Annotated in this window: 20 protein-coding genes; 7 read left to right on the forward strand and 13 right to left on the reverse strand. The window is 62.9% G+C overall.

Features of this window, described 5'->3' with window-relative positions:
• Positions 1-141: 141 nt before the first annotated feature.
• Positions 142-591 carry a hypothetical protein gene (locus tag P3G66_RS05755; protein WP_063316736.1) on the forward strand — a complete coding sequence of 150 codons (450 nt, stop codon included), beginning with the start codon at positions 142-144 and terminating at the stop codon, positions 589-591.
• Positions 588-1,043, forward strand: a complete 456-nt coding sequence (locus tag P3G66_RS05760) for a ferritin-like domain-containing protein (RefSeq protein WP_080726667.1) — start codon at positions 588-590, stop codon at positions 1,041-1,043. Before P3G66_RS05755 ends, P3G66_RS05760 begins: the two co-directional genes overlap by 4 nt.
• Positions 1,044-1,096: 53 nt before the next feature.
• On the opposite strand, the gene P3G66_RS05765 is transcribed toward P3G66_RS05760, so the two are convergent.
• Positions 1,097-2,521 carry an MFS transporter gene (locus P3G66_RS05765; protein ID WP_075833004.1) on the reverse strand — a complete coding sequence of 475 codons (1,425 nt, stop codon included), beginning with the start codon at positions 2,519-2,521 and terminating at the stop codon, positions 1,097-1,099.
• A gap of 83 nt (positions 2,522-2,604) precedes the next feature.
• Between P3G66_RS05765 and P3G66_RS05770 the strand changes: the two genes are divergently transcribed.
• The 3 genes from P3G66_RS05770 (at position 2,605) to P3G66_RS05780 (ending at position 4,661) form a co-directional block, all read left to right on the forward strand.
• Positions 2,605-3,240 carry a helix-turn-helix domain-containing protein gene (locus P3G66_RS05770; protein WP_003942694.1) on the forward strand — a complete coding sequence of 212 codons (636 nt, stop codon included), beginning with the start codon at positions 2,605-2,607 and terminating at the stop codon, positions 3,238-3,240.
• Between the two features lie 93 nt (positions 3,241-3,333).
• A complete protein-coding gene (locus P3G66_RS05775; RefSeq protein WP_161121019.1) occupies positions 3,334-3,831 on the forward strand; it encodes a nuclear transport factor 2 family protein in 498 nt (165 codons plus the stop codon).
• A complete protein-coding gene (locus P3G66_RS05780; protein ID WP_003942723.1) occupies positions 3,828-4,661 on the forward strand; it encodes an SDR family NAD(P)-dependent oxidoreductase in 834 nt (277 codons plus the stop codon). The genes P3G66_RS05775 and P3G66_RS05780 overlap by 4 nt, the downstream gene beginning before the upstream one ends.
• Here P3G66_RS05780 and P3G66_RS05785 read toward each other — a convergent pair.
• Positions 4,623-5,579 (reverse strand): DMT family transporter, encoded by a 957-nt coding sequence (locus P3G66_RS05785; protein ID WP_007735024.1) that lies wholly within the window; start codon positions 5,577-5,579, stop codon positions 4,623-4,625. The genes P3G66_RS05780 and P3G66_RS05785 overlap by 39 nt on opposite strands.
• Before the next feature lie 91 nt (positions 5,580-5,670).
• Positions 5,671-6,906, reverse strand: a complete 1,236-nt coding sequence (locus P3G66_RS05790) for an aromatic acid/H+ symport family MFS transporter (protein WP_276116404.1) — start codon at positions 6,904-6,906, stop codon at positions 5,671-5,673.
• Positions 6,907-7,122: 216 nt separating this feature from the next.
• Here P3G66_RS05790 and P3G66_RS05795 point away from each other — a divergent pair, with 216 nt between their 5' ends.
• A complete protein-coding gene (locus P3G66_RS05795) occupies positions 7,123-7,548 on the forward strand; it encodes a pyridoxamine 5'-phosphate oxidase family protein (RefSeq protein ID WP_003942732.1) in 426 nt (141 codons plus the stop codon).
• Between the two features lie 75 nt (positions 7,549-7,623).
• On the opposite strand, the gene P3G66_RS05800 is transcribed toward P3G66_RS05795, so the two are convergent.
• From P3G66_RS05800 to P3G66_RS05820, 5 genes are all read right to left on the reverse strand, one after another.
• Positions 7,624-8,403 carry a ketosteroid isomerase family protein gene (locus P3G66_RS05800; protein WP_030535621.1) on the reverse strand — a complete coding sequence of 260 codons (780 nt, stop codon included), beginning with the start codon at positions 8,401-8,403 and terminating at the stop codon, positions 7,624-7,626.
• On the reverse strand, positions 8,400-10,130 hold the full coding sequence (locus P3G66_RS05805; protein WP_007735018.1) for an acyl-CoA dehydrogenase family protein: 1,731 nt from the start codon (positions 10,128-10,130) through the stop codon (positions 8,400-8,402). Before P3G66_RS05805 ends, P3G66_RS05800 begins: the two co-directional genes overlap by 4 nt.
• A gap of 58 nt (positions 10,131-10,188) precedes the next feature.
• A complete protein-coding gene (locus tag P3G66_RS05810) occupies positions 10,189-10,848 on the reverse strand; it encodes a rhomboid-like protein (RefSeq protein WP_003942804.1) in 660 nt (219 codons plus the stop codon).
• Positions 10,849-10,870: 22 nt separating this feature from the next.
• Positions 10,871-11,542, reverse strand: coding sequence for an O-methyltransferase (locus P3G66_RS05815; RefSeq protein WP_276116305.1), 672 nt, complete (start codon positions 11,540-11,542; stop codon positions 10,871-10,873).
• A gap of 79 nt (positions 11,543-11,621) precedes the next feature.
• Entirely contained in the window at positions 11,622-13,367 is a 1,746-nt protein-coding gene (locus tag P3G66_RS05820; RefSeq protein ID WP_054188575.1) for a proline--tRNA ligase, read from the reverse strand.
• A 55-nt stretch (positions 13,368-13,422) separates the two neighbouring features.
• Here P3G66_RS05820 and yaaA point away from each other — a divergent pair, with 55 nt between their 5' ends.
• Positions 13,423-14,166, forward strand: coding sequence for a peroxide stress protein YaaA (gene yaaA, locus P3G66_RS05825; RefSeq protein ID WP_007735009.1), 744 nt, complete (start codon positions 13,423-13,425; stop codon positions 14,164-14,166).
• 12 nt (positions 14,167-14,178) lie between these two features.
• On the opposite strand, the gene P3G66_RS05830 is transcribed toward yaaA, so the two are convergent.
• The 5 genes from P3G66_RS05830 to P3G66_RS05850 all read right to left on the reverse strand — a co-directional run bounded on the left by P3G66_RS05830 (position 14,179) and on the right by P3G66_RS05850 (position 19,346).
• A complete protein-coding gene (locus P3G66_RS05830; RefSeq protein WP_165638318.1) occupies positions 14,179-15,687 on the reverse strand; it encodes a protein adenylyltransferase SelO in 1,509 nt (502 codons plus the stop codon).
• Between the two features lie 35 nt (positions 15,688-15,722).
• A complete protein-coding gene (locus tag P3G66_RS05835; protein WP_007735005.1) occupies positions 15,723-16,151 on the reverse strand; it encodes a CBS domain-containing protein in 429 nt (142 codons plus the stop codon).
• 80 nt (positions 16,152-16,231) lie between these two features.
• A complete protein-coding gene (locus P3G66_RS05840; RefSeq protein ID WP_228402275.1) occupies positions 16,232-17,632 on the reverse strand; it encodes an MFS transporter in 1,401 nt (466 codons plus the stop codon).
• A gap of 107 nt (positions 17,633-17,739) precedes the next feature.
• Entirely contained in the window at positions 17,740-18,966 is a 1,227-nt protein-coding gene (cobA, locus tag P3G66_RS05845; protein WP_007735001.1) for a uroporphyrinogen-III C-methyltransferase, read from the reverse strand.
• Positions 18,963-19,346 (reverse strand): cobalamin biosynthesis protein, encoded by a 384-nt coding sequence (locus tag P3G66_RS05850; protein ID WP_082920707.1) that lies wholly within the window; start codon positions 19,344-19,346, stop codon positions 18,963-18,965. Before P3G66_RS05850 ends, cobA begins: the two co-directional genes overlap by 4 nt.
• Positions 19,347-19,354: the final 8 nt, after the last annotated feature.

Consider the following 19,354-nt stretch of genomic DNA (forward strand, 5'->3'; position numbering starts at 1 on the left):
GTCTCCGTGACCAGAGTGCCCGACGCACGTCACACTTGAACACGTGCCGCGGATTCGAACGATCGGCCGACCACCTGGCACGATGGACTGGTGCTGACGCCCATGACTACTACCCCACTCTCCCGGCGGAGTGCGCTCAAGATGACGGGAACAGCAGCGTTGGGCGCTGCTGCCTTCTCGTTGTCCGCCTGCACCGATAACGGCACAGCGGAGGCGGCTGCAGAAGTCGACCAGCTGACGGCCCAGGCCGATCGAGCCCGCTCCGACGCGGCAGCCGCAACCGCCGCCATCGCACTCGCACCGGACAAGTCGGCATCACTGACCACGATCAGCGCCGAACGCACAGCGCATGCACTCGAACTCGACGCCGAGATTGCGCGAGCAGCGGGCAGCGGCGCCGCTACGACCACAGCGCCCCCGTCGACCTCGGTCGCAAACGCTCCTGCGGGCGTCGAAACCTTGAGTACCTCGCTGGCCGATTCGGCGCGCAGTGCCGCGGACCTCGCTCGGACGATGTCCGGCTATCGCGCGGGCCTGCTCGGTTCGATCAGCGCGTCGTGCTCGACTCAGGTTGCGGTGTTGCTTCCGTGATCACTTCGCACACCCGTCGATCCGAGAGTTCTGCCTTGCTGACCGCAATCGAATCAGAGAATGCCGCGATCTTCGCTTACGGAGTGGTTGCCGCGTTTTCGAATCCTGCCCGTGTCAACGAGGTTGCCACGCACACAGCAGCGCACCGCGCGCGACGTGATGCGCTGGTTGCCCTGTCGACCGACGCGGGCGTGACCCCGCCGACAGCCGCGGCAGCGTACGAGATCCCGTTTCCGGTGACGGACGCCGTTACCGCGGCACAGCTGGCAGCACAGATCGAATCCGACACCGCCGTGACCTACCGGGCATTCGTCGAACAGGTCGATACCGACCAACTCCGCACGTTCGGAATCGACGGCCTGACCGATGCGGCAATCCGCGGTGCCGGATGGCGGTCCGCGCTGGGAACCGCTCCGGCCACCTCAGCGTTCCCGGGGGACCCGGCTTCGTAACTGCTGTGCGCCTTTATTAACCGCCGGAGGTTAATAAAGGCGCACAGCAGTGCTCAGGCCTTGCGATGCGAGGGCACGAACCATGCCGCGACCACGGCCACCAACACGAAGCAACCGCCGACGCGCAGTGCAGGTGTCAGCGCATCTCCGTAACCGAGGGGCGTGAGGGCACCGCCGGCGGCAAGGAAGACTGCAGTGAGAACCGCGATTCCCAGTGCAACACCGATCTCACGAAGCGTCGAGTTGGTCGAACTGGCCGTTCCGTGATCAGGCTCGTCCATGTCGACGAGTACCGCCGTCGAGCTCGGCGCGAAGGTCAGGCCCATGCCGATGCCCGCCATCAGTAGAGCCGGAACCAGCGACCCGTACGTCACGTCGGGACCGATCAACGCTGCCAACCAGAACAATGCTCCGGCCTGGAGCAACAGACCGGTCAGCAGAAGCGAACGGAGCCCGACCTTCGGCGCCAGAAAACCGGCGAGAGGCGCGAAGATCATCGGCGCTGCCGTCCACGGAAGCGTCCGCAGGCCTGCTTGGAACGGGCTGTAGCCCATCACGATCTGGAGGTACTGCGAGAGCAGGAACACCGCCCCGAAGATTCCGATCGAGAAGGTCAAGCCGATGACGTTCGCCATCGAGAAGCTGCGTGAGCGGAACAGACGTAGGGGCATGACCGGATGCGAGGTCTTCATCTCGCGAAAAACGAACAGTGCCAACGCGACTGCGGAACCGACCAACGACGCAACTACTCCAAGCGATCCCCAGCCGTCGTCGTTGCCGTGAACGATCCCCCACACCGCCAGGAACACACCGAGTCCGGCGAGTGCGACACCGGGAAGGTCGAGAGGTTGTGTGCGACCGGTCGATTCACGCAACGCATACAACGCGAGAGGAACAGCGACGATCGCAACCGGCACGTTGATCCAGAAGATCCCCTGCCACGAGAACCCGTCGACTACCGCTCCACCGACCACGGGACCCATCGCGATCCCCAGGCCGGAGACGCCACCCCACACGCCGATTGCCATGGCACGCTTGGCTTCCGGTACCGCTGCCACGAGGAGAGTGAGTGAGAGCGGCATGATCGCGGCAGCGCCGGCGCCCTGAAAGGCTCGGGCCGCGATGAGCAGGCTTGGTGTCGTCGACAACGCCGAAGCAATCGACGCCGCCGTGAACAGCCCGATCCCGAATACGAACATCTTGCGGCGCCCCCACCGATCGCCGAGCGTCGTCGCCGAAAGCATCAGCGTCGCAAAGCAGAGCGTGTACGCATTCATGAACCACTGAAGTTGCCCGACGGACGCATTCAGCTCCTTCTCGATCACCGGCAGCGCGCTCGTCATCACGAGGTTGTCGAGGGTGGCCATGAACATGGGCAGAGAGGCAGCAACCATCGCTATCGCGATCGGAACCTTACGTCCTCCACTGCTTTCCGACCCGGATGCGGCGTCCGATCCGGACTTCGTCAAAACGGTCATCGTGATTCCTCGAGTGAAGGTGCCTTAAGGCATCGAATGATTACTTAGGTCGAAACTAAGCTATCCGGTGATAACGTGTCAACATGTCGATCGGTGCAGCTGAACCACGTACCCGCAGGATGAGCGCACCGGAACGTCGCGCGTTGGTCCTTGCCGCGGCAACGCGAGCATTCGCAAAGGGTGGATACTCGGGGACCAGTACGGACGCCGTCGCCAAGGAAGCCGGTGTCTCGCAGCCCTACGTCGTGCGCATGTTCGGAACCAAGGCAGATTTGTTCCACGCAGTGTTCACGCGCGCGCTCGACGAAATCGTCCGCACCTTCAACGACAAATTGGATACGGTCACGATCGATCCGAGCAATCCGCAGTTCTGGGCCGAACTCGGATCCGCCTACGGCGAGCTGGTTCTCGACCGAGATCTACTGCTTGTCATGTTGCACGGCTTCGCCACCAGCACCGATGATGTCGCCGCCGTCTCCCGGAACGCCATGTCCGGCATCTACACCTTGCTGCGCGAGCGCACCGGTTGCACACCCGAGCAAGCGCGTTTGTTCATCGCGAACGGGATGCTGATCAACAATCTGCTCGCAATGATGGCGCCCGAACACGCCGAAGAAGATCCAGCCCTCGGCGAGCTCTGGGGCAGCGTCTTCAGCGACTCGACTGCGATCACGCTCACCGGCGACGAATCCTCGAGCGAAACCGACACCGATTCCTGACCGGTCACTGGGAAAAACTACACACATGTGACTGAGGACACCCTACAGTCGATCCGACATGTCTCCGGGAAACCCAGACGAAAAGGACCGACGTTGGATCTCGCACAACGCCTCGACGCGCTCGAACAGATCGAGGAAATCAAGAAGCTCAAGCACGGCTACTGGCGAGCATGTGATGCCAAGGATCCAGTTGGGTTCCGCAACAGCTTCATCCGTTCCGGAGCGTCGATCGACTACGGCCGCCTCGGCGCCTTCGACGACGCGGGGCCGATGGCGGACATCTTCGAGAAGATCGCTCTTCGCAAGGTCGACGGCCGGTACGCGGTCCTCGACATGCATCACGGATCGCATCCCGACATCACACTGACCTCGGAGACGTCGGCGGTGGGGCGATGGGCTCTGCAGTTCCGCCAGATCGACACCGTCGGGCGCACCGAGAAGTTGATGACCGGCGAATACGACGACAAGTACGTGATCGAGGACGGTATGTGGAAAATGAGTCAATGCCATTTCACGGAGACGTGGTCGATCACCACTCCCCTTTCCCCGGACGCTGACATCGCCGAGGGTTCGTTGGGTGGGCCGCGATGACGACGAACGGAAAAGTTGCGCTCGTAACCGGTGCCAGCCGGAGCGTCGGCAAGGGCATTGCCCTCGCGCTGGGAAGCGACGGATGGACGGTGTACGTGACGGCCCGAGGAACCGTCGGCGACGACGGCCCACTCGATCGCACCGCAGCCGAGATCACCGAGCGCGGTGGTCACGGCATTGCCGTGCAGTGCGATCACGCCGACGATCAACAGATCGTCGACCTGTTTGCACGCATCGCCGAGGAACAGTCAGGCCGCCTCGATCTTCTGGTCAACAACGTCTGGGCAAACCCGGCGGGTTATGCAGGCTTCGCCGATCCGTTCTGGAAGAGGCCGATCGACGATTGGGATTCGCTGATCGGAATCGGACTGCGCGCCCACTACGTTGCTTCGGTGGAAGCGGCGAAGTTGATGGTTCCCCGGGGCAGTGGAGTGATCGGCAACATCTCGTCGTTCGGCACCCGCGGGTACCTGCACTCTGTGCTGTACGGGATGTCGAAGGCAGGTTTGGACAAGATGGCCGCGGACATGGCTGTCGAATTGAAGGGGACCGGCGTCACCGCACTTTCCTTCTGGCTCGGGTTGATCCGCAACGAGCGGATGGAGGCGAGTGGGATCGAGAGCTTCGAAGGCTTCTCACTGGCCGAGGCCGAAACCCCGGAATTCGTCGGCCAAGTCATCACTGCATTGGCCAACGATCCAGAAGTGAACGCGCGCAGCGGTCACACACTGATCACCGCCGAGACGGCCGTCGAGTACGGAATCACCGACGCCAACGGGAAACAACCGGCGTCACACCGCAGTGCCTTCGGTGGCGGCCCGCTTTTCTGATTCATCAGTAGCAGTGGTCGCGTCGCGTGCCGGCACAGCACGCGGCGCTGCCACTCGCGCCTTCAGGGCAAGCCAGGCACACCCGATGACGACGACACCGCCGGCCACGATCGAGGGTGACAACGTCTCACCGAGTATCAGCGCCGACCAGGCAATGCTGAGCACCGGTTGAACCAACTGTGTTTGGCTCACAGTGGAAATGGGACCGATCGCCAGACCCCGGTACCAAGGAAAGAACCCGAGAAACATACTCACGCATCCCAGGTAGGCAAACGAAAGCCACGAATTCACATCGGCAGAGACCGGAGCCTGGGCCATGGACGCCACCGTCAACGCAATCGTGACCGGCAGTCCGAGAATCAATGCCCAGGCAATCGTCTGCCACGACCCGATCTCGCGGGCCAGCAACGCACCTTCCGAATATGCCAGCGCTGCACACACCACCGCGGCGAACAGAAGAAGATCAGCGAGATGAAACGAGCCGAGTCCGCCGTTTGCAATCGCCACGAACCCTACGACCGATACCGCGCCGGCGGCGCTTGCCCACCAGAATCCCTTACTGGGACGCTCTTTTCCTCGGACGACCGCAAATACCGCGGTCGCAGCGGGAAGTAGCCCGATCACGACTGCCGCGTGACTCGCCGGCGATGTCTGCAACGCAAACGTGGTGAACAGTGAAAACCCCAGTACCGCACCAACAGTCACGAGTGCGATGCGCAACCACTGCCGAAGCGTCGGAAGCGTCGCGCGAGTAACCGACAGCATCACAATCGCAAGGGCCCCGGCAACGACGGCGCGGCCCGCACCGACGAACAGGGGGTCGAGATCCGCGACGGCGACCCTCGTGAGCGGAACGGTGAACGAGAACGCCAGCACACCGAGCAAGCCCCACCACAAACCGGATCGAGACGATGGCATCGGTAGCGGTTCCTGCGGCGCGACGATAGCGCTACTCTTCATTCTCATGTTTTACGATAGCAGTAGCACGCCAACCAGCGAAACTGGTATTTCAGGTGCGCACCCGTGTGCAGGAGATAGAAATTGCTCCGAGCAGTCCGACGAGCGCGAAAGCGTAGAAGCCCCACGGCACGGCGTAACCCGCACCCAGGAGGACTCCGCCCAGGATCGGGCCACAGATCGCACCGACCCGGCCGACACCTGCCGACCATCCGAGCGCGGTCGCGCGAATCTGAGGTGGGTGATTGGCGCTCGTGAAGGCGTAGACCAGTACCTGCGCACTGAACACGAAGCATCCGGCGAGGAAGACCATCACGTAGATTCCGAACGACACCTTCATACTCAGAAGCGCCAGGAACAGTGCAGCTCCGGCGAACCACACGATGGCTGCAGTCCGCGGGCCGATCTTGTTCGCGACGCCCCCGGCGATCAACAGCCCGACGACGGCGCCGGCATTGAGGATCAGAAGGAACGTCAACGACGCCCCGAGGTTGTAACCGGCCTCACGCATGATCGTCGGAAGCCACGTGTTCAATCCGTAGACGAGCAGCAAGCCCATGAAACTGGTGATCCAGATGGCGATGCTGTTGCGCAAGAACTTCGAAGAGAACAGTGCGCGAACGGGATTGGCGGCTTCGGCGCGCTCAACTTCGGACGTGGGCGCAATCTCGAGTTCGACTCCGTAACGGGCAGCGATTTCCTCGGCTTCGGCACGCTTTCCGTGAGCGAGAAGGTACGACGGGGATTCCGGCAGATACCGCAACATGAGTGGAATCAGGGCGACGGCAGGAAGTGCGCCCACAACGAACATCGCTCGCCAACCGAAAGGTTCGATCACGACGAGCGCCAGCGCGGCGGTGGCAACGGCGCCGACGTGGTAGCCGGTCATCAGCATGGTCGACGCAGATCCACCGCCTTGTTTCTTCGAGAATTCGTTGACCAGAGCCAATGCCGTCGGTAGGGCGCCACCCAGCCCCACACCGGCAAGGAAGCGCAGCAGCCCGAAGATGAACGGATTGGGCGCAATTGCGCACAACAGAGTCAGAATCGAGAATGCGGCAACGGCGTACAGCAGCGCGCGGCGTCGACCGATGACGTCAGTGAGAGTGCCGATGACGAGGGCGCCGATGGTCATGCCGATGAGCCCGAAGGTCGAGATCATCGTAATCGTGCCGGTACTCAAACCCCACGCGTCGTAGTCGAGAAGCGAAGGAATGACCGCGCCGAGTACGACCAGGTCGAATCCGTCCAGAAGCACAGCGATCCAACACAACGGTGCTACCCACATTGCGGCACGCGCCCCAGGCGAACCGGTGATTGAACTCGACTGCGTATGTGCGGTCATCGGATCCTCGACATTCACTGCTTGTGGGCGTTCGCGACCGGTTGGGATCCAGTAGTTCGGATCGAAACGTGTTCGCATTGCGAACGCCTGTTCATAATGAGCACATCGATTGTGTACGGAGTCACAACGCCATGTCAAACGTCGCGGTAATCTCGAGGAATGGCACTCTCCGAAAATGAGCGTGAACAGTTCCTGGCCGAACCCCACATCGGGGCGCTGTCCGTGGCGGACGGCACCGAGCGCGGTCCGTTGACCGTCCCGATCTGGTACCTGTACTCACCCGGTGGCAAACCATGGATCCTCACGGGCAAGGATTCGCGAAAGGCACGACTCATCGAGTCGGCCGGGCATTTCTCGTTGATGGCCGAAAGGCTCGATCCGACAATCCGTTACGTCAGCGTCAGCGGATCCGTCGACAAGATCGTTCCGGGCACCGACGAGATGCTGGTCGAAGTCTCGCGGCGTTACCTGGCCCCGGACAAGGTCGACGGGTATCTCGAATTCGCGCGATCGCAGTTGGGCGAACAGGTAGCGATCTACATGAATCCGCAGCACTGGCTGTCTGCCGATCTCGGGGCGATCTGACAATTCTCAGAAAAGCGAAGGCTCGGCGCGCCGGAGTGGCGCGCCGAGCCTGACCTGCATGTGGAGGGCTCTATGTCAGCTCTCGGTGAAGAAACGCACCCGATTGAGTCGATGACCGCTCGCCTCGAAGCCGAACAATGCGATGGCCGGTTCCCCGCACACGATGACGCTCGCCGTCACGGTGCGACCGGCAACCAGCATCTTGCTCTTCGTCACGCCGGTGAGCAGAGCGTTGACATCAGCGTTGGACAACTGCGTCCCCGCCGGAAGCTCGACGGGTACCGGCGGCGTTCGGCCGACAGCGGCCGCATCGAGGAACCGCGACGCTGCCTTCTTGCCTTTGTCTCCGACGCCGAAGATGCCGCGCGAGAACCCGAGCGCCCCGCCGATCCCCTGGTTCGAGAGCAACTGCGGCGTCAACTTCGCGGCCGCCTTCACCCCCGCCACACCAGCAGTCGCGAGCTGGCTCAACATCGTCGCCAATTCCCAATGCGCGTAGAGGGTTCCGATCCGCAAGGAATCGGGCTCCCCCACCAAGTCGTAGCGCAAGTGCATCGGAACGTCGAGAACGACTCCGGTCGACATCTCGGTAGCGAGGCTCAGATCGCGCCACACCGTCCGGCCGCACACGATGTCGCGCTCGACATGGAAGGTGATCGAATTGGGGGCGATGAACGTGTCGTAGAAACTCTCGATCGCCGCCTGACCGTTGTGCGGACGTGAACCTACAGGGTCGTTGACCTGTCCGTCGCCGGCAAACAGGGCCACCCAGGTCGAGCGGTCATGCGCGCCGACGGCTTTCGGGGATCCCTCCACGACGGCCATCAACTGCTCGCGCGTCACCGGCGCGGTCATGCGCGCATCTCGTATGCACCGTCGTACGCCTTGACCTGCTGCCACACCCGGTCGAAGCGTTCACTGTCGACAACAGGCTTTCGCACCGCGGCCAGGGCCCACTTCTGCTGCTCGGGTGTCGACGACGGCTTTCCGTGCAGTGCGATCGCGTATCCCGAGAAGTCACGAATCTGGAAGTCGAAGATCTGATCGACAACGTCGGCGTCGAGCCCGCTGATCTCGGCCTGTTCGAGAATCAGATGACCGTAGACGACGAGAGAGAACAGGTGCCCGACGTTGAGCATGAAATCGAGATCCTTCTGCTGCTGCGCGTCCGGCGCTGCAGCAGTGAGCAATTCGGTGAGCGCGATCGCCTGCTCGTAAAAACGGGCGACGTTCGGAATCGAAGAGTGCTTCTCGTAGACGGGCTTCCACTCGTGGAACTGGATCTTCGCAGCGCCGCGGGTAGGCCCCTGGTTCCAGAAGAACTCGTCGTCGGCGGCGTCGTCGCGCGTGACGATCTCCGGGAACTGCGCCGAGTTGAACAGATAGTTCGGCAAGAACTTGAGAATCAGGCCGACGTTGACGTGGACGGTGCCCTCGAGCTTGGGCAGCGTGCCGATCATCTGCGCTGCTTCGCGGAAGTACGTGGACTTCTCGTATCCCTTGGCTGCGATCACATCGTGCAGCAACCCGACCACCTTCTCACCTTCGGAGGTGACCTTGGCCTTGGTCATGGGATTGAACAGCAGGTAGCGACGGTCCTCGAGGCTGGCGCTGCGGAAGTAGTCGACCGCCCGCGCACTGAACTGCTTCATCGCGATCAGACGTGAGTACGCGTCGACGAAGGCGGCGCGAACGTGGGCGAAGTCCGTGACGGGATTGCCGTACAGAATTCGATTCTGCGCGTGAGTGATTGCCTCGAAGAACGCATGCTCGGTGATGCCGATGGAGCCGGTGCAGAGGTTGAACTTTCCGACGTTGACCGTGTTGAGCGCGGCCTCGAATGCGGCGACGCCGGTGTGCAGAATGTCTTCCTCGCGCACCGGGTAATCGTCGAGGCGGAAATTGCTGACATACATCTGCCCGCGCAGGACGTTGTCCACGAGCTGATAGTTCGGATGTGCACTGTCGGCGACAAAGAACACGTAGCCTTCGGGGCCCTCGACGTCGGTACGACGCCCGAACACAGACACCATTCCGGCTACGTTGCCGTTTCCGATGTAGTACTTCTCGCCGCTCGCGCGGAAGGCGACGTCGCCGTCGGTGGGAGTGAGGAGCATGTCGGTGGAGTACACGTCGGCGCCGTGGTCGCGCTCGGACAGCCCGAACGCCATGACACCACCGTCGGCAAGTTCCTGCGCTGCACGCTTCTTCGCAGCGTCGTTGTCACTCATCCAGATCGGTCCGAGTCCGAGGATCGTGACCTGCCACGCGTACCAGTACGCCAGCCCGTAGAAACCGAAGATCTCGCTCAGAGCTGCGTTGCGGGCACCGTCCCAACGACGGTTCTCGTCACCGTCGGCGAATGCCGCCGGAGTCTGGAACGTCGCGAACAACTTCTCCTTGCCGACGAATTCGAGAAAGTCGGAGACCCACACGGCGTCGAGGTCGTCCTGAAGAAGTTGCTTCTTGCCGCGGCTCTCGAACCATTCGATGGTGGCTCGCAGCAAACGGCGGGTCTCCGGATCGAACTGAGCGGGGTCGTAAGTATGGGGGTTGAAGAGCAATCCATCGGTGCCAGACACGTCATTACCTTTCGTCGATGACGCTAAACTACCAGCGGGTAACTTTCCGCGGTGCGATTCATGGAAGACCTGCGATTCTTCGCGAATGCCACAGGTCCATCGGATTCCACGTGCCGGCCCGAGCGCGCGTGATCGGGTAGCACGCCAACCCGAGCAACAACGCAGACATGTGGCCGATGGCGGTGAAATTGGTGGCGAAAATCAGAGGTACACCATAGAAGAGCAGCAACCCCGCGAGATAGACGTATCGCCACGGATCGACGATTCGATATACCAGAATCCCCATGACGCCGGCCAGACCGTAACTCACACCCACGTCGAGAGTGTTGACCGCCGACTCCGCCACGTATCCGTGCCGAATACCTTCGTACAGAACACCTTCGCTGATGTACGTGGCTCCGACGTGGGCAATGACGACAACACACAACCACCGCCACGTCCCGAGCCAACGCTCAGCCGTTGCATGAAAGATGGTGAAGAGAACCAGGTATCCCAACCAACCGCCACCTTCGAGCCAGAAGGCACTCGAGAACAGGACTCGTAGCGGGTCTTCGGCCAGGTGATGCAGATTGGTCGAGCGCTTGCCGAGAAAACGCTCCTCGACATTGTCAGGCAGATGCCGCAGGAACAGTGTGGTGAACAGCAGGGCCAGCAACCAGACGTAGGTACCGGGAGCACTGCGCACCCATCGCCATGCCGCCTTTGCTGCCCCCAGCATCCTCACCGCTTCGAGTCTGCGCTCACTCGTTCACTACTGCAACGGCAAACCCGTCCCATCCCTTCGAACCCACGGTTTGAATGGCGGTGCCGTCGAGTTTCGGCTCGGCCGCGATCATCTCCAACACCGCTCGACTCGCTTTGACGCGCTCGTCGTCGATATCCGGGTTGGACACGTGTCCCCCACGCACCACGTTGTCCACGATGATGACGGTTCCGGGATGCGAAAGGGCCAACGCCCACCGCACGTACTCGGTGTTGTTCTCCTTGTCGGCGTCGATGAAGACCAAGTCGAAAGGTCCCAACTCTTCTTTCGCGATCAACGGGAGACTGTCGAGCGCAGCGCCGACGCGGATGTCGACACGGTCAGCCAAGCCGGCGCGCTCGATATTCGCCCGAGCGACATCCGCATGGGTGGGATCGAATTCCAGCGTGATGACCTGGCCCGAGGGGCCGACCGCGCGAGCGAGCCAGATCGTGCTGTATCCGCCGAGCGTTCCGATCTCGAGAACATTGCGCGCCAGGCACATTCGCGCCAGAAGATTGAGGAGCTTGCCCTGGTTCGGCGCCACGTCGATGGGCGGGAGACCGGCCTCGGAGTTGGCGGCGAGTGCCGCGTCGAGAACCGGATCTTCACCTACCAACGTGGAGACAAGGTAACCGTCGACTTCTGCCCAATCCGGTTCGCGTTCCATAGCCACGATTGTGGCAGAAAAGAAGGGCCGCCGCAGACACCTCGGAAGGTGGCTGCGGCGGCCCAGACGACTATTCGAATCAGCCGCGAACTGCGCTGATGATCTCCTCGATCGCCGAGTCGGCGTCGATCTCACGGCTCTCGCCGGTGAAGCGGTCGCGAATTTCGACCTTGCCGTCGGCCCAACCGCGTCCGACGACAACGATCAGTGGAACGCCGATCAGCTCGGAGTCCTTGAACTTCACGCCCGGCGATGCCTTGCGGTCGTCGAGGATTACTTCGAGTCCGGCACGGTCGAGTTGCGCGGCGAGGCCTTCGGCGCCTTCGCGCGCGGTCTCGTCCTTGTTCGCGATGACGAGGTAGACGTCGGCCGGTGAAACCTCGGCAGGCCAGCGCAGGCCCTTTTCGTCGTGATGCTGCTCGGCAATGACGGCCACCAGACGCGAGACGCCGACGCCGTACGAACCCATGGTCGGGCGGACGGGCTTGCCGTTCTCGGCGAGGACGTCGACGGTGAAGACGTCGGTGTACTTGCGGCCGAGCTGGAAAACGTGCCCGATCTCGATACCGCGAGCCGAGACCAGCGTGCCGGCTCCATCGGGAGAGGCGTCGCCGTCACGAACCTCGGCGGCTTCGATGGTTCCGTCAGGGGTGAAGTCGCGACCGGCAACGAGGCCGACCACGTGCTTGCCGTCTTCGTCGGCGCCGGTAATCCAGCTGGTGCCGTCGACGACGCGCGGATCGACAAGATAGCGAACGCCGTTGGCCTGCAGAGCCTTCGGGCCGATGTAACCCTTGGCCAGGAACGGGTTGTTCTTGAAGTCGGTCTCGGTGATCATCACGAACTCGGCCGGCTCGAGCGAAGCTTCGAGGCGCTTTTCGTCGACCTCACGGTCGCCGGGGATGCCGATACCGAGCAGTTCCCACTCGCCGCCGGGCAGGCGGGTCTTGACCATGATGTTCTTGAGTGTGTCGGCGGCGGTGACGGTACGGCCGAGATCAGCGCCGTTCGCCCAGTCCACCAGGGTGTCGATGGTGGGTGTGTTCGCGGTGTCGTACACCTTGGCTTCGGGCAGCCCGTCGAACGGAATCGAATCGGGAACAACAGTCTTGACGGCCTCGACGTTGGCGGCGTAGCCGGATTCGAGGCAGCGGACGTAGGTGTCTTCGCCGATCTCGCTCTCGGCAAGGAACTCCTCGGACGCGCTGCCGCCCATCGCACCGGAGGTGGCCGAGACGATGACGTACTTGACGCCCAGACGCGTGAAGATCTTCTCGTAGGCGCCGCGATGCGCCTGGTACGACTCCGTCAGGCCTTCGTCGGTCAGGTCGAAGGAGTAGGAATCCTTCATCAAGAACTCGCGGCCGCGCAGAATGCCGGCACGCGGACGCTCTTCGTCGCGGTACTTGGTCTGCACCTGGTACAGGGTGACCGGGAAGTCCTTGTAGGAGTTGTACTCACCCTTGACCGTCAGAGCAAAGAGCTCCTCGTGGGTCGGGCCGAGCATGTAGTCGTTGCCCTTGCGGTCCTTGAGGCGGAACAGGTTGGGGCCGTACTCGGTCCAGCGGTTCGACGCTTCGTAGGGATCGCGCGGGAGCAGCGCAGGCAGCAGGATTTCCTGTCCGCCAATTGCATTCATTTCTTCACGGACGACACGCTCTACCTCGCGCAGCACCCGCAATCCCAGCGGCAACCACGAGTAGACGCCTGGAGCGATACGACGCACGTAGCCGGCACGAACCAGCAGTTTGTGGCTGGCAACTTCGGCGTCCGAGGGATCGTCACGCAGGGTACGCAGGAACAGGTGGGACAGACGGGTAATCACGAGGTGTAAGGATAGTCGCCGCAGTCGGCCGAGCGGGCCTCGGTACGGTTACAGCGTGCTTGTACTGCTGCCTCCCTCAGAAACCAAGTCCGACGGCGGCAAGGATGCGCCCCTCGATCTGGCCGAACTGTCGATGCCCCAGTTGACCGAAACGCGCGAATTGCTGGTTCAGACGCTGGTCGATCTGGCCGCTGACGTCGAGGCGTCATGCGAAGCGCTCGGGCTCGGCCCGACGCAAGCAGACGAAGTGGAGCGCAATGCCAAGCTGTGGGTGTCCGCGACGCGGCCCGCACTGCAGCGCTACACCGGCGTGCTCTTCGACGCCCTCGACGCAAAGTCGTTCACTCGCGCCCAGAAGGCCAAGGCTCTCGATCGGATCGCGATCGGCTCCGCTCTGTTCGGTGCAGTCCGTGCGGGAGATCTGATCCCCGCCTACCGCCTTTCCGGCGGGTCCAAGCTGCCCGGGATGGGCACGCTCCGCTCACTATGGAAGCCGGAGTTGCCGAAGGCCTTGGCGGCCGAAGCCGACGGCCTTGTCATCGATCTACGGTCCGGCACCTACCAAGACCTCGGACCGGTTCCAGACGCACTGATCGCAACGGTCCTCACCGAGAAGCCGGACGGCACCCGCACTGTCGTCAGTCACTTCAACAAGCACCACAAGGGTCTGCTCGCCCGTGCGCTGGTGGTCTCGCGTGCCGAACCGACCGACATCAAGGGTGTCGCGCGGGTGGCGTCGAAGGCCGGCCTGCGGGTGGAAATCGCGTCGGAGCGTGAACTGATCATCCTGACGGATTGATGGCTTCGTCTGTCAAGTGCCGCAGAAGGTTTGGAACGTCTCGCTGAAAGACCGCGGAGCCGCCTCGGTGTAGTCAGCCCACTCGTCGCGTCGGTCGAATGGATGCGTGACAACCTCCAGCAGCTTCTCGAATGGAGCGAGGTCGCCGTCGGTCGCGGCGCGCAGGGCAGCGTCGAGCCGATGATTACGCGGAATGTACAGCGGGTTGACGCGATCCATCGCGCTCGCGGTCTCCGCGGCCCCTTGTCCGTTTTCGGTCAGGGCTCCCTGCCACCGCTGCAACCAGGGCGCGATGTGCTCCCGTGGCACGAGTTGGTCGAGAGGCGCCGAATTTCCGCGCAATTCGTCTGCGAGTGCGCGGAAACTGCCTGTCCAATCAGCTCCGTGTTCCGCCAACAACGTCAGCAGATCGTCGACGAGCGCCCGATCGACAAACGGCTGGGCCAGACCGATCTTTGCCGCGAGACCGGCCGCATAGTGTCCCTCGTAGCGCTCGTCGAAGGTCTCGAGAACTGCCGACGCCGCGGAAATCGCATTGTCGGGTGCGGAATCGATCAGCGGCAACAGTGTTTCTGCCAAGCGCGCCAGATTCCACTTCAGTACAGCGGGCTGATTGCCGAACGCATAGCGGCCCCCGTGGTCGATCGAGCTGAACACTGCCGCCGGATCGAATGCGTCGAGGAAGGCGCACGGACCGTAATCGATGGTCTCTCCCGAAATTGTCGTGTTGTCGGTGTTCATGACCCCGTGCACGAAACCGATGAGCATCCACCTCGCCACCAGTGACGCCTGCGCCTCGACGACCGCCTCGAGGAACCTCAGATAGCGATTGTGTGTACCCGTTGACGGAAGTTCGGTCAGCTCCGGGTAGTGCCGGGCGATCGCGTAGTCGGTGAGCGGCTGCAAGACCTCGCCCTGCCGGGCCGCGAACTCGAAGGTCCCAACGCGTAGGTGACTCGACGCGATCCGTGCAAGCACGGCACCGGGTTCTGCGCCGTTGCGGCGAACGTCTCGGCCCGTCGCCACCACCGACAGCGCGCGCGTAGTGGGGACACCGAGGGCATTCATCGCCTCGCTGACGAGATATTCGCGCAGCATCGGCCCTACGACCGCATACCCGTCGCCGCCCCGAGAGAACGGTGTGCGCCCGGAGCCTTTCAGATGCAAGTCCACTCGCTGCCCGGCACTGCTGACGAGTTCGCCGAGTAACAACGCCCGACCGTCTCCGAGAATTGGTGCATACCCACCGAACTGATGACCCGCATACGCCATCGCCACCGGTGTGGCCCCGTCCGGCACCGTCGACCCGGACAGGACGCCGATCCCGTCCACACTTCGCAGCGCTGCTACGTCCAATCTCAACGACGCAGCCAGCTGCTCGTTCACCACGAGCAACTGCGGGTCAGGGGCGGCAGCACCTTGCCACGGCACCGTCAGAGCGCCGAGTTCGTCGGCGAACGTGCTCTCGAGGCCGGCCACGATGGTGACCGTGTCTGCTGTGGATTCCTGGAATGCGGCCATCACACGAGAGTAGTCACCGTGCGACAACCTATCGATCAGCCCTGATCGATGTACGACTCGAGCTGATCGCGTTCGCTCTTGAGCTCGTCGATGCGGCTCTTCACCACGTCACCGATACTGACGATGCCGAGGAGGTTGCCGTCCTCGATCACCGGCAGATGCCGGATTCGACGCTCGGTCATGATCGCGGCAATGCTGTCCACTGCGTCTGCCGGAACGCACGTGTACATCAGAGCGGTCATGACCTCGGAAACCTGGATCCCGAGAAGGTCCGGGCCACGCTCGTGCAGGCGTCGAACGACATCGCGTTCGGAAATGATGCCGACCACCGCATCGTCGTCGACCACCACCATGGCTCCGATGTTGTGGCGGGCAAGATCGCACAGCAGCCCGTTGACCGTCGTGTGGGCGTCGATCGTGACGATGCTGTTGCCCTTGTTTCGCAATATGTCCGCGATCCGCATCACGGCACCCCGATCCGTCGAGACTCTCGGCACGTCCTGCAACGATCGTATCGGCTAGCGAAGCGGAAAAACAGGACTGATCAGGCGATTCCCTGAGCTGCCTTCTCCGCAGCCTGAGCCTGGGCTACCTGAGAAGGTGTGAACCTGATGCACAGCGCCGCGATACCGGCGAACACGGCGCAGACCGCGCAGCCCACAAGTGCGAAGGTGTACCCCTCTCCGAGTGCGATCAATTGCGCCGGATTCATGTCCGCTGCCTTGCCCGAAGTGCCGCCGAGCGAGAGCGTCTTGGACGTCGCCATTGCACCGATCACCGACAGCGCCAATGGTCCACCGAGCGTCTGGGCAACTTGGGAGATTGCGGTCAGCGGGCCGATCTCGGTCTCCGGGACACCGGCGATCGCGCACAGTGGCAAGGGCACCATCGCGAGGCCGATACCGAATCCGATCCCGATCACGGGCACGAACAAGTTGGCCAGGTAGGTGGAGTCGGAATCGAGAGTAGAGCCGTAGAGGAGTCCGACGATCATGATCACGACGCCGGTGAGGACCAGCCAGCGGGGTTGAACCTTCACGGCGAGCTTGGAAGCAACCGACGCGGCGGCGCCCAATCCGAACGCGAACGGAATGAACGCGATACCGGCACGCAACGGCGAATACTGCATGATGTCCTGCACGAACAGTGCGACGAAGGCCGTCATGCTGAACATCGCGCCACCGACGAAGAAGATGGCGAGGAACGTCGCGACACGGTTGCGATCGGCGAACAACGAGAAGGGCAAGAGCGGGTTGTCTGCAGTTCGCTCGACAAAGAGGAAGGCGGCGAGGGCGACCAATCCGGCCGCCAATGCACCGATGACGGCGATGCTCCCCCATCCCATTTCCGGGCCTTCGGTGAGAGCAAAAACAACACCGGTACAACCGAGGGTCGCGAGGATCGCGCCGGGGACATCCAAAGCCAGACGCGTCTGATTCGTCTCGCGAAGGGCGCGGAACGCCATGCCGACGAGCGCGATGCCGATCGGGACGTTGATGAGGAAGATCAGACGCCACGACACCTCGGTCAATGCGCCGCCGATGATCAGACCGGCGATCGATCCGACGCCCGTCATGGCGGCAAAAATCGCGATGGCCTGATTACGAGCCGGACCCGCGGCGAAAGTCGTGGCAACAAGGGCGAAGGCAGTGGGCGACGCCACGGCTGCGCCGACACCTTGAAGCGCCCGCGCTGCGATCAACATGCCCTCGTTCAGGGCGAGTCCACAGAGCAACGACGCCACCGTGAACAGCGAGACTCCCGCGATGAACATCTTCTTGCGTCCGAACGCGTCGCCGAGCCGACCACCGAGGAGCATGAGCCCACCAAACGCAAGCGCGTAGGAGGTCAACACCCAGTTGCGGCCGCTGTCGCTCAGCCCGAGGTCGGCCTGCAATGGCGCCAGAGCGAGGTTCGCGACAGTACCGTCGAGCACCACCATCATCTGCAAACCACTCAGGACGATGATGGCAAGCCCGATGACTCGAGTCGCTACCGGGGCATTCGCCGAAGCGGTTTCAGATGTTGGGGAGTCAGACACAAGACTTCACGTTACCCAGCGTCGACGGAAAAGCCCGCGACCGGCCCGATCACGATGATCGCCGGAGGCTTGATCTCCTCGTCCTTGACGCGCTGAGCAACGGTCGCCAGATCGGCCCGAAGTTCACGCTGAGTGCGCAGCGTGCCCTCTTGGATGACGGTGACCGGCGTGGTTGCCGGGCGTCCACCGTCGACGAGTGCCTTCGCGAACTGATCGATGCGCTCGACCGCCATGAGCAGCACGATCGTGCCGCGCAACTTGGCCAGCGCCGACCAGTCGACCAGCGAATCCGGATGATCCGGAGCCACGTGCCCACTGACGACGACGAACTCGTGGGTGACGCCGCGGTGGGTGACCGGGATGCCTGCGGCCGACGGGACCGAGATCGCGCTCGTGATTCCGGGCACTACGGTCACCGGAACGCCGGCAGCGGCACACGCTTCGAGTTCTTCGTATCCCCGTCCGAAGACGTACGGGTCCCCGCCCTTGAGGCGGACCACGAACTTGCCTGCCTTCGCGTTGTCGATCAGCGCGGCGTTGATGGCCTCCTGAGCCATGGCACGGCCGTACGGGATCTTCGCGGCGTCGATCACCTCTACGTCCGGACCCAGTTCGGCGAGCAACTCCGGCGGAGCCAATCGGTCGGCCACGACGACGTCGGCGCGGGCGAGCAAACGGCGTCCGCGCACGGTGATCAGATCGGGATCACCGGGGCCACCACCGACGAGAGCAACACCCGCAGCGGCAGGCTCGGCCGTATCGGCGAGCACGCCCGACTGAAGACCCTCGACGACGGCGGTGCGGACCGCTGCCGAACGACGGTGATCGCCGCCCGCCAGAATTCCGATGCTCATACCGTCGTACTCGGCGCTCGCGGGAGTGACGGCGGTGCCGTGCTTCGCGTTGTCGGCGCGCACGCAGAAGATGTGGCGACGCTCCGCTTCGGCGACGATCGCCGCATTGGTTTCCGGCTCGTCGGTCGAGGCGATGGCGTACCACGCACCTTCGAGGTCGCCGTCGGCGTACGGACGCTCTTCGACCGTGATCTGACCGGCAGTGGCCATACCTTCGACGGCTGGAGTGAACGCGCGACTGATGACGTGAACGCGGGCACCAGAGGCGACCAGCAGTCCGAGTCGGCGCTGAGCCACAGTGCCGCCACCGAACACGACCACGCGTCGATCGGTCAGGTTGAGGCCGACCAGGTAGTTGGTCTCGTCTGCGGTGGACTCGCTCACTCGCACTCCGTTTCGTTGTCAGAATTGGTCAAGCTGGAGGGAACTTTACGGGCCGCGGCCACGGTCACTCCATCCCTGGCAGTCTTGGCCAGCACAAGTCGGCCGCCCCCGGACGCGAGGATCGCAGCCGCTTCCGCGACGCTTGCCGTTCCGACGGCGTTCTCGACGCGAGGCGATGGTGACGGAACTTGAACTCGCGCAAGTACGTCCGGGGCGAAACTCACAATCGGGACGTTCAGTTCAAGGGCCGCTGTCAGAAGAGCCGAAGACTCAGCTTTTGCCGCCACAGTGGCGAGTACCACGATCTTCCCTTGCGCCGCGGGCACAGCCTTCACCGCAGCGACGATGTCCTTCGCGGTGACACTCGTCGTGAATCCCACGCCTATAC

It is taken from the genome of Rhodococcus sp. C3V, from assembly GCF_029269915.1.
Taxonomy (GTDB): Bacteria; Actinomycetota; Actinomycetes; order Mycobacteriales; family Mycobacteriaceae; genus Rhodococcus_F; species Rhodococcus_F qingshengii.

What these genes read in the sequence shown, in the direction of transcription:
- P3G66_RS05830 (WP_165638318.1), bottom strand. Translation starts at nt 15,687, where the DNA reads ATGGCCGCATTCCAGGAATCCACAGCAGACACGGTCACCATCGTGGCC.
- P3G66_RS05815 (WP_276116305.1), bottom strand. Translation starts at nt 11,542, where the DNA reads ATGGAACGCGAACCGGATTGGGCAGAAGTCGACGGTTACCTTGTCTCC.
- P3G66_RS05770 (WP_003942694.1), top strand. Translation starts at nt 2,605, where the DNA reads ATGTCGATCGGTGCAGCTGAACCACGTACCCGCAGGATGAGCGCACCG.
- P3G66_RS05765 (WP_075833004.1), bottom strand. Translation starts at nt 2,521, where the DNA reads ATGACCGTTTTGACGAAGTCCGGATCGGACGCCGCATCCGGGTCGGAA.
- P3G66_RS05810 (WP_003942804.1), bottom strand. Translation starts at nt 10,848, where the DNA reads ATGCTGGGGGCAGCAAAGGCGGCATGGCGATGGGTGCGCAGTGCTCCC.
- P3G66_RS05755 (WP_063316736.1), top strand. Translation starts at nt 142, where the DNA reads ATGACGGGAACAGCAGCGTTGGGCGCTGCTGCCTTCTCGTTGTCCGCC.
- P3G66_RS05780 (WP_003942723.1), top strand. Translation starts at nt 3,828, where the DNA reads ATGACGACGAACGGAAAAGTTGCGCTCGTAACCGGTGCCAGCCGGAGC.
- P3G66_RS05790 (WP_276116404.1), bottom strand. Translation starts at nt 6,906, where the DNA reads ATGTGGGTAGCACCGTTGTGTTGGATCGCTGTGCTTCTGGACGGATTC.
- P3G66_RS05835 (WP_007735005.1), bottom strand. Translation starts at nt 16,151, where the DNA reads ATGCGGATCGCGGACATATTGCGAAACAAGGGCAACAGCATCGTCACG.
- P3G66_RS05785 (WP_007735024.1), bottom strand. Translation starts at nt 5,579, where the DNA reads ATGCCATCGTCTCGATCCGGTTTGTGGTGGGGCTTGCTCGGTGTGCTG.
- P3G66_RS05795 (WP_003942732.1), top strand. Translation starts at nt 7,123, where the DNA reads ATGGCACTCTCCGAAAATGAGCGTGAACAGTTCCTGGCCGAACCCCAC.
- P3G66_RS05800 (WP_030535621.1), bottom strand. Translation starts at nt 8,403, where the DNA reads ATGACCGCGCCGGTGACGCGCGAGCAGTTGATGGCCGTCGTGGAGGGA.
- P3G66_RS05840 (WP_228402275.1), bottom strand. Translation starts at nt 17,632, where the DNA reads ATGATGGTGGTGCTCGACGGTACTGTCGCGAACCTCGCTCTGGCGCCA.